This window comes from Leyella stercorea DSM 18206, assembly GCF_000235885.1.
Classification (GTDB): domain Bacteria; phylum Bacteroidota; class Bacteroidia; order Bacteroidales; family Bacteroidaceae; genus Prevotella; species Prevotella stercorea.
On sequence record NZ_JH379340.1, the window covers coordinates 1 to 9595 of the forward strand.

Annotated in this window: 6 protein-coding genes; 5 read left to right on the forward strand and 1 reads right to left on the reverse strand. The window is 51.6% G+C overall.

Features of this window, described 5'->3' with window-relative positions:
• Nucleotides 1–68 precede the first annotated feature (68 nt).
• The 5 genes from HMPREF0673_RS00245 (at nt 69) to HMPREF0673_RS00265 (ending at nt 7886) form a co-directional block, all read left to right on the forward strand.
• Nucleotides 69–641: a DUF3575 domain-containing protein gene (locus HMPREF0673_RS00245; RefSeq protein WP_007896703.1), complete on the forward strand. Its 573-nt coding sequence runs from the start codon at nt 69–71 to the stop codon at nt 639–641.
• A gap of 33 nt (nt 642–674) precedes the next feature.
• Complete coding sequence (locus HMPREF0673_RS00250) at nt 675–2765, forward strand: tetratricopeptide repeat protein (RefSeq protein WP_007896704.1); 2091 nt, start codon at nt 675–677, stop codon at nt 2763–2765.
• A 10-nt stretch (nt 2766–2775) separates the two neighbouring features.
• The gene (locus tag HMPREF0673_RS00255) at nt 2776–5013 is read left to right on the forward strand and encodes a hypothetical protein (RefSeq protein ID WP_157591593.1); all 2238 of its coding nucleotides are present in this window, start codon (nt 2776–2778) and stop codon (nt 5011–5013) included.
• Nucleotides 5014–5483: 470 nt separating this feature from the next.
• Nucleotides 5484–6644 carry a CD0519/CD1768 family membrane protein gene (locus HMPREF0673_RS00260; RefSeq protein ID WP_007896711.1) on the forward strand — a complete coding sequence of 387 codons (1161 nt, stop codon included), beginning with the start codon at nt 5484–5486 and terminating at the stop codon, nt 6642–6644.
• A 48-nt stretch (nt 6645–6692) separates the two neighbouring features.
• Nucleotides 6693–7886: a PDDEXK nuclease domain-containing protein gene (locus tag HMPREF0673_RS00265; protein ID WP_007896712.1), complete on the forward strand. Its 1194-nt coding sequence runs from the start codon at nt 6693–6695 to the stop codon at nt 7884–7886.
• Between the two features lie 94 nt (nt 7887–7980).
• Here HMPREF0673_RS00265 and HMPREF0673_RS00270 read toward each other — a convergent pair whose 3' ends face one another.
• Nucleotides 7981–8814, reverse strand: a complete 834-nt coding sequence (locus HMPREF0673_RS00270; protein ID WP_007896713.1) for a porin family protein — start codon at nt 8812–8814, stop codon at nt 7981–7983.
• Nucleotides 8815–9595 lie beyond the last annotated feature (781 nt).

The window sequence follows — 9595 nt, forward strand, 5'->3', positions numbered from 1 at the left end:
TCAGGCGGTTTTTTAATTCCGCCAACAGGTAATTACATACAATTAATACTATACAAATAATCGCATAAATGTCAAAGAAACTAATTGCGTTTATTACCACCGTCGTGGTAATGCTTGCCGTTGCCTCACCAGCCACAGCACAGCGCATAAATGTAAAAACGAACGCATTGTATTGGCTTGCCATGTCTCCCAACCTTGGGGTTGAGTTCAGAATTAACCGCCACATGACGTTCAATCTCGAAGGTGTAGTCAACCGAGTTAGTGGCTTCAAACCATATGGTGTCTCCAACCTCAGCACCAAGGGCTTCGCATTCGAACCCGAAGCACGCTACTGGTTCAGTGCTCGTCCGCAGGCGGGTCATTTCGTTGGTCTAACAGCCGTTGCTGCGAACTACGATTTACAGTTCAACGATAAACGTCACGACGGCGATCTCTTCGGTGGTGGTATCACCTATGGCTATAGCTTCGTACTTAGTCGTCACTGGAGCCTTGAGACTACGATTGGCGTTGGTGCCGTGTATCGCCAAGAGAAGTACTCGCGCAACGAAGAGGAGCGTGCCGCTCTTGACAAGCCGAACGTAAGCACCGTCAACTTCGCACCAATCAAGGCTGCTGTCAACTTTGTGTACATTATTAAATAGTAGGAGATGGAAACCATTATTAAATAAACAGATATGAAAAGCATTATATCACAATACATCACCCTACACATCAAACGGCTGCTCATAGTGCTCGTTGCCGTTATCAGCTTCTCACTCGAAGCCGAGGCTCAGGGCGTGATACGTTTCACGGGTCGCGTGGTGTCCAAGCAAACCGGCGAACCGCTCATTGGCGTGAACATCACCGACATCAAACTACGCCGCGCTCTCGCCGTCACCGACGAGGACGGACGCTTCTCCATGAACACGCAGATTGGCGCACAGCTGCGCTTCTCTATGATTGGCGCGAAACCCGAGATACTGAAGGTGAAGAACGACAAGTTCACAGAGGTGAAACTCAACGAAGACGACATTACTCTCGGCGAGGTGGTGGTGAAGACAAAGCGCATCACCGACCGCATCATGCCCGAACCAACCGACATCGAGGTGAAGGGCAACTGGCTATATGTGCGCACTCGCGTGCGTGTGCCGAAGGAGATGTTCCGCAGCAACAGACGTCTCGTGGTGCAACCTATATTAAACAATGTGACGGACAAGCAGCTCACCCTCTTGCGTCCGATGGTGTACGACGGCAAAAAGTATAACATCACACAAGACCGACTCTACAACTACGACATTAAGAACAGCGACAATGGCGATCCACTCGCTAAGTACATAACGGTGAAGAGTCGCACGCTGCGCGAGAATGGTCGCGACAACGACATCCTCGGCTACACAGATTCTATATATGTCGAGAACCTGAAAGCCGACTACTCTTGCGACGTGTACATGGCTATAGAGGACTACACACACATACTCTACCGCGACACCACCATCATTGCCCGTGGCACGGTGAACCCACTGCGATGGCTCGACTGCTCCATCATGGGCAGTACGCTTAACGACGAGGCCTACTACCCCACACCCGAGAAGCAGATGCGCAACAGCAAGGGTAGCATCAACTTGAAGTTCCTCATCGGCAAGTCGACGCTGAACACCGACGACCCGCAGAACCACGCCGAGATAGAGAAGCTGCGCCGTCAGATCGATGCCATACGTGCCGACAAGGATGCGACGCTACTGTCGTTTGAGCTTGAGGGTATATCGTCGCCAGACGGTCGTCTCTCGCGCAACCAGACACTCGCACGCCAACGTATGGAGTTCGCCTTAGGACATATACGCAGTCAACTGCCCGACGACCTTCGCAACGACATGGAGTTCGGCACGAAGTCGTCAGTAGCTACATGGAGCGACGTGGTGACACTGCTGCGCCGTGACTCGCTCTTCAGCGAGGCTGACAAGGTGCAAGGCATCATCGACCGCTATGCCGACCCCAACGTACAGAGCGGACGTATGCGCCGCCTGCCGTTCTACAATAGTGTGCTCGAAGCACGCTATCTGCCTCAGCTGCGCCAGGTGAACTACACCATGAACTATGCTATATTCCGTCAACTCACGATTGACGAAATTCGCCAGCTATATGCCGACGATTATCATAAGCTCTCACGCTACGAGTTCTTCATGCTCTACCGCAACGAGTCCGACCCAAAGAAGCGCGAGACCATCCTGCGTCAGGCGTTGGAGATGTTTCCCTCGTTCATGATTACAGCCAACGACCTCGCTGCCCTGCTCATCGAGCGTGGCGAGCCCGACCCCGAGCTATTGGAGAAATTCGCAGGCGAGAAGGCACCAGTGGCTGTCAACACCAACCACGCCATTGCGTTACTCAAAGACCAGCAGTATGGCGAGGCAGACGAGATAATGAGCTACGTACCCAAGACCGACAATACACGTCTGCTACACGCCGTGAACGGTGCGTTCAACGGACGCTACGAGGACAACTACTCAGTCATTGCTGCTACGAGCAAGCGCAACAACCTGCTCATGCTGCTCGCCATGAAACGCAACAGCGAAGCACTGAAGCTTAGCCGCGAGTTGCCCGACGACGAAGCACTCACCCACTATCTGCGCGCCGTATGCCTCAACCGTGCTGAGGATGCTGTCGGAGCATACGATGAGCTGAAACGTGCTTTCGAGATGGATCCATCGCTGAAGAACATAGCGCACGTCGATGGTGATGTCAACGATTTATTGGTAGAAAAACACAATAAGGAGGGGCTACAATAATATGAATAATATGATACGAACGGCAATGATAGCACTCATTGCCACTGCTTATACCACAACAGCACACGCACAGATAGACGGCGGAGCTCTCGAATACATGCTTCAACGCCCACGTGTGGCAAAACAATGGCAGCACAAGAAACCATTCGACCATCTGTTCGTCGACGGAGGCATAGGAACGAGCGTCATGGGAGCGCGAAAGCCTGAGTTCGATTTGAGCGGAGGGTTCAACATCGGCGATTGGATTACACCTGAACATGGTGTACGCTTAAATATAAACACCGGCGAGTGGAGCACACAAGGAGTGAAGTCGAAGTACACCACCCTCGGACTCGACTATCTGCTCAACATCACTGCGATAGCACAGAGCGGACGCTACTACACGCCGAAACGTTTCGAGGTGTACGGCATAGCGGGCGCAGCTCTCGCCATAGCACACAACGCCGGACCAGCCGATTATGGCATCGACGTACACCTCGGTCTGCGCGGACAACTTGCTTTGTCGCGCAATGTATATGCATACCTCGAACCGCGCTTCGGCTTGGTAGAGGATCAAATCTCGCAGGTGAACAACTGGCATGGATGGCGACCGTTCACCACCCTCACCATGGGCTTCGGCTATCGTCTCCCCGTTGTGCGCAAGCATTACGCCGCACCCGACAAGACCAAACACAGCTTCGCCGACGGCATCTTCGTGAGCGGACTGGTAGGTGCTACGTTCCTTTCTAATGCACACAACGCATCGTGGGGCGATTATGCAGGCGTTCGTCCTATGGCGAGTGTGGGCAAATGGTTCGACCCGTACAACGCAGTGCGCCTCTCACTAAGTGCCGTCACCATGCGTCCTACTGACCAAAAGCGCACTAAAGCACTCAGTTCGCAGGTGGAGTACATGCTCAACCTGAGCAATGTGCTCACCGGTGCTTACCCCGAACGCACCTTCTGGCTGAATCTGTTGGGAGGTGTCAGCTTCAACCGCTCCAACTGTCAGCCTTACGGACTGAAGAACAGCTGGGGTGTGAGCGGTGGTCTGCAAGCCAATGTGCGCATCTCGCGTGGTCTCTCCTTTGTCATCGAGCCGCGTGTAGACATCTACAACAAGCACTTCATACAACAGAATGGTCACTTCAAACCATACAACGTGATGCCGTCGCTGCTCACTGGCTTCGTCTATACTTATCACGACAGATACGCCATCGAGCGCCGTGCTAATGGCGACCGCGGCACAAAGAAGGTGTCTATCAGTATCGCAGGCGGTTTGGCATCTACGTCTACGAAGATGAAGCAGAGCGACTACTGGATGCCGACAGCGCGTCTGAGCTATACGCAGTGGTTGCGCTCGGCAAATGGTCTGCGCTTCAGTCTTGATGGCACAATGCGCCGTTATACTGCTGAGGGTCGCTACGCTAAGGCGGTGGCTGACTTCGACTGGCTTGCCGACCTCACCGCAATGAACTATGGCACAGAGAACCGCGCGTGGTTATCGCTGCGCTCAGTGGTGGGCTTTGCTATCGGCGCCGACTACGGAGCACATAAGGCATACTTCGCTCCTGACGTACACGCAGGTGGTCAGGCTCGCATCCGCCTCTCTTCTACCACGGGCTTGTTCGTAGAACCTACCATGGCTTATGAGCTGTCCGATCGTTTCAAGGGCAAGAACTGGGGACGCGTTACGCCGCGTGTGCTCGTTGGCATCGACTATGTGCTGAACCGCGAGAAGCACACAAGCGAACTGAACGAGGCTCCGGAGCAGAAGAACGTTGTGGACGTGAGTGGCGGAGCAGGCTTCTACTCGGGCAACTTCGGCAAGGTGAGCGGAACGAAGAAGCTGACTTACAACGTGCGTGCTGGATATGGTCGCTGGTTGAACGGTGTGCATGGTGTGTATGGCAGCGTGAGCGAGACGTTCCTGAAGCGCGATACGGAGCACACTAACCACATCACCACCGTCGCTGCCGACTACATGATGAACATACGCAACGCTATCACCGGCGAACAGAACGACGACCGTCTCTTCCAACTTACCGGTTTGGCTGGTGTCCAAATGGGCATCAGCTCGGGCGAGGGTAGGAAGACGAAGGTGGTGCCTGGTGTGAACGTTGCTCTACAGGCAGGTTGGCGTTTAAGCCGCCACTTCGAGATATACGCTGAGCCGTCTGCCGTTGTGCATGGAAAGGGCATAGAAGACTCGAATAGTCCTGCTCACGGCGAGCTTAAGTTCAGCATCGGAACGAAGTTCCACTTCTAAGCGACATATAAAAAAGTGACGAGAGAAAATCATATTCTCTCGTCACTTTTTTTGTATCCATCCGTTGCAGAGACCAACAGAATATATGCTTGAGGTCGGCAGGCGCAATGCCAATGCCGCACTCTTCAATGGCAAGACACGGGCGGTTGAGTCGGCAGTTGGGTTGTCGAACATCACGCGCACCATCATCGCATTCCGTACGCCACCCGACCAGATTGCGTTCGCCGCCCAATCAGATTCCGTACGCCGCCCGACCAGATTCCGTACGCCGCCCGACCGGGCAGCGGACGGAACACACCCCTAAAGAGGCTATTGTAGAAGGCGTTAATTCGGCATTAGAGTTTTCTAATCGAAAAAAAATATCGGCTGTTGGCGTACGCCGTTCAATAATTATTCATATCTTTGCGACTGGTTATGACGGTTGCAAAAGCCACCAACCGTTTATCTACAAACTATTAAACGAACACCTTATGAAACAGAACAATTCTAAACGCAAAACACTCATCCCGAGCGGTGTATGGTGCATAACCACAGTAGTAGTACTCTTCGGCTATCTCGGCATGGTGATGGGTGTGCCGAACATGCTCAACACTATTATGCGCACAGCGCACGACCTGCTCCTCAACACTGTGTTCTACCTGATGAGTATCTGCGTGATAACCGGTGCCATAGGCAAGGTGTTCGTGGAGTTCGGCGTGGTAACGCTGCTCGAACGAACGCTGCGACCGCTGATGCGCCCGATATTCAACCTGCCGGGCGTGACATCGTTAGGTGCGGTTATGACTTTCCTTTCGGACAACCCGGCAATCATCTCGCTTGCGCACGACAAGCGCTTCGCAAGCTACTTCAAGAAATATCAGTTCATCTCGCTCACCAACTTCGGTACGGCGTTCGGTATGGGTCTGCTCGTCATCGTGTTCATGGCGAGTCAGGGCTACTATGCCGCACCGTTCATCGGTCTGCTCGGTGCGTGCTTCGGCTGCGTCTGCTCCACGCGACTGATGCAGCGCTTCGTGCTGAAAGCCTATCCGCAGTATGCTACGGAGGACGCGGTGTCGAAGGAGGACATCGAAGAAGAGGAGAAGGAGGAAAGCGAGAGCGAGGAGAAGACCGTGTTCATACGTCTGCTCAACGCCATGCTCGACGGCGGACGCAGCGGTGTGGAGGTGGGCATAGCCATCATTCCGGGCGTGCTCATCATCTCTACGTTCGTGATGATATTCACGTTCGGCGCGTCTGCCGACGGCTCATACACGGGTGCTGCTTACCAGGGTGTGGAGCTGCTGCCGTGGCTGGCTAACAAGATCGACTTCGTGTTCGAGTGGCTCTTCGGTTTCCACGACCCGCATCTCGTGGCGTTCCCCATCACGGCACTCGGCGCGGTGGGCGCTGCCCTCAGCCTGATACCCAACTTCATAGCGCACGGCTGGATTGACGGCAACGCAATCGCCGTGTTCACCGCCATCGGCATGTGCTGGAGCGGCTTCCTCAGCACTCACACCGCCATGCTCGACTCGCTCGGCTATCGCGACCTCACCCCGAAGGCTATCCTCGCCCACTTCTGCGGCGGACTCGTGGCTGCCATCACCGCCCACTGGATGTTCGCCCTCTACTCACTGGCGGTGGGATAGGCAGCTATTATGCAGAAAGGATAAGATACAAGACATAAACACAACATTATGGCAAACGAAGTGAAAAGATACCTGCACGACGGATTGGAACTGCCTTTTGAGGATTGGAGCAAGACGCTCCACTCCTTCAACGACTTGGCTTCTATCGTTCAGACTACTCATGATGCAGCACAATCGTCCGCAGTAAAAGCAATAAACCGTATGCAGACTATGCGCAACTGGCTCATTGGTTATTACATCGTTGAGTTTGAACAGCACGGCAAGGATAGGGCTGAGTATGGAACGCAACTGCTGAAGAAGTTGGAGGAAAGGGTGGATAGGAAGGGACTGACACGTAATACATTCCAAAGTTCTCGCAACTTTTATCGTATGTATCCTCAGATGATTGAGAATTTTAAGAATAGAATTTGCACGACAGTGTCATGCAAATCTACAGAAGATATAATTTCATTACCATCCGAAGACACCTCAATGCGTACCGATATAATTTGCACAACAGCGTCATGCAAATTCGTAACTTCTGGAGAAACATTGGTTTCAAAGCTTTCATTCTCACATATCAATGAGATTATGAAGGTTGACGACCCTCTCGCCCGCTACTTCTACGAGCAGGAGTGCATCAAGTGTACCTGGTCGGTTCGTGAGCTTCGCCGTCAGATAAGCACAAATCTATATGTCAGGGCTGGCATCAGCGCTAATCCCGAGAAGTTGCTTTCGCTCCCTTCTGTTCAAGGGCACGATTCTACAAAGTTGCAGATACGCCAGCCGTTCACGTTCGAATTTCTTGGACTAAAGGCGCAGGAAGTTGTTGACGAGCATGACTTGGAGGATGCGCTTATCAGCCACTTGCAAGAGTTCATCCTCGAACTCGGCAAGGGCTTCTGCTTAGAGGCTCGCCAAAAGCGCATCATCATCGACGACGAGTATTACTATCCCGACCTTGTGTTCTACAACCGCATACTGCATTGCGGCGTAATCATAGAACTGAAGAACGAGGAGTTCTCCTACGAGAACTTCGGACAGCTCAACGCATACGTATCGCATTATCGCGAGAACGAAATGCAACCTGGCGACAACCCTCCAATCGGCATCCTGCTCTGCACACGCAAAGGCAAAAAGATGGTGGAGTACGCGCTCGCCGGCATGGATAACAACCTCTTCGTTTCTACCTATATGCTGCAACTGCCCGACAAGAAGACATTGGAGGAGTTTTTGCTGAAACAGTTGGAGGAAGAACATTGAGTTGGTATATAAATGACAATCCCCTCGCTCAGCATTGCCGAACGAGGGGATTCGCTATATGTTATCTGTTATTTGCGACGAACTATAAATGGTATCAGCGTCTGTGCGGTCCGCTCTTTATCAAGATTTCCTCTATAAGATGTTTCGTAAGGTCGCCCAAGGGCAGTTCGATAGTCACCTTGTTCGAGATTTTGAACGCAGGAGTGATGATAGGCACCGTCTCCATCTTGTGCTCGAAAGCATTGAAGCGGCGCTCAACACCGAGGTTAACGTAGAAACTACGACTGCCAACGGTCATATATCCGCCGTAACTTGTCGTCGGCACGAACGGGAATGCCGCCATGCTGAATAACGGATTCGTGTTGTAATAAGTTCCGAAGACGGTGAGCGCAAGGTTAGGGTTGAAGCTGTAGGATAGTTGCCCCGACACGCCGTATTGCGTGACGACGCGTCCGTAGTAAAGGTAACGGTTGGCAGCCAGAGCACCTTGCACAGTCATGGCACCCAAACTGTACTGCACGCCGCCGCTTACCGACTGCACATCCATCAGTCCGATGTAGCTACGGTATGCGCCCGTGGCAGTCAGCCTCAAGTTCTTCGACACTTCCATCGATGCCGTCTCAGAACGGCTCGCATCGTAGCCATAAACAAGCGGCTGCGCTATTGCAAACGGCAGCGGCACAATCGGCATATTCGGCGTAGCAAGAAGTTCAGAGGATGATAGCGCCTTCATCATCAGAATGTCAGAATAAGTTGGCGTTATCGGCCTGAGTTCCACATTCGGAGCAAGTTGGTGAAGCTCCGTACTCGGAGTAAGCGGATGAAGCTCCGCATTCGGCAACGGCATCTGCTGCCCCGACACTTCCTGCGCCGTTGCTCCCTGCCCTACTGCCAACAGGAACATTAAAAAAGTAATCAGTTTCTTCATGCTGCTCCATCGTTATGTTATTAGTCTCAAAGTTAAACAAAAATAAGAACATCGCAAGCTACGCTTCACGAGTTTAACCTTTTTTATTGTCGGCAAGGCTAAAGACTGTCATTACAATATGCTTTAGATATGCATAAAGCTGACATAACAAAAACGCTGAGTGCTATGTGCTATGGAAATCTATTAGAAGCGTATGGACACGGACGTGGTACAAGATACCACATTCAGGGAGTTAATGTTTCTCTCCTTCAAACCCTAATGTTGCTCTTACAGACTCCAATGGTGCTCTTACGAAAACACATGAAGCAATAAAGGCGTGTCTAAAATAGGAATTCGCCCGACAGTGTCGGACCTATTTCTTACATTTTTAGGCTCCATTATCTTCCGCTCTTTCTTCCCTTATGTTCCGACATTACTAAAGCACATATGAAAGAGTTTTGCCTCTTTCATTTAGAAAAAGCAATTGGTGCATCAATGATGTACCAATTTGTAACACCTGGCAAAATAATAATCTCACAATTATCATTTACTCATTTACGTAAAATTGTTACACTCCTAATTTATCTCGCCATGCTTCAGTTACACAATTATTTCGATTGTGTTTTGTTGCATCATACATAGACAAGTAAGCGGAAGCTGGGGTGATTTTGAAGTCACCCCAGGTCCAATATACCCAATATTATTTATTTGGATATGTTTTTATGCAATCGAAACTATAGTAAATTTTCACAGAAGGTGCGAGTTTTGTGGGCTCACCCGATAAACCAGGGGGATTAAGCAT

Coding starts and splice junctions, on each gene's coding strand:
- HMPREF0673_RS00245 (WP_007896703.1), top strand. CDS start 69: ATGTCAAAGAAACTAATTGCGTTTATTACCACCGTCGTGGTAATGCTT.
- HMPREF0673_RS00250 (WP_007896704.1), top strand. CDS start 675: ATGAAAAGCATTATATCACAATACATCACCCTACACATCAAACGGCTG.
- HMPREF0673_RS00255 (WP_157591593.1), top strand. CDS start 2,776: ATGATACGAACGGCAATGATAGCACTCATTGCCACTGCTTATACCACA.
- HMPREF0673_RS00260 (WP_007896711.1), top strand. CDS start 5,484: ATGAAACAGAACAATTCTAAACGCAAAACACTCATCCCGAGCGGTGTA.
- HMPREF0673_RS00265 (WP_007896712.1), top strand. CDS start 6,693: ATGGCAAACGAAGTGAAAAGATACCTGCACGACGGATTGGAACTGCCT.
- HMPREF0673_RS00270 (WP_007896713.1), bottom strand. CDS start 8,814: ATGAAGAAACTGATTACTTTTTTAATGTTCCTGTTGGCAGTAGGGCAG.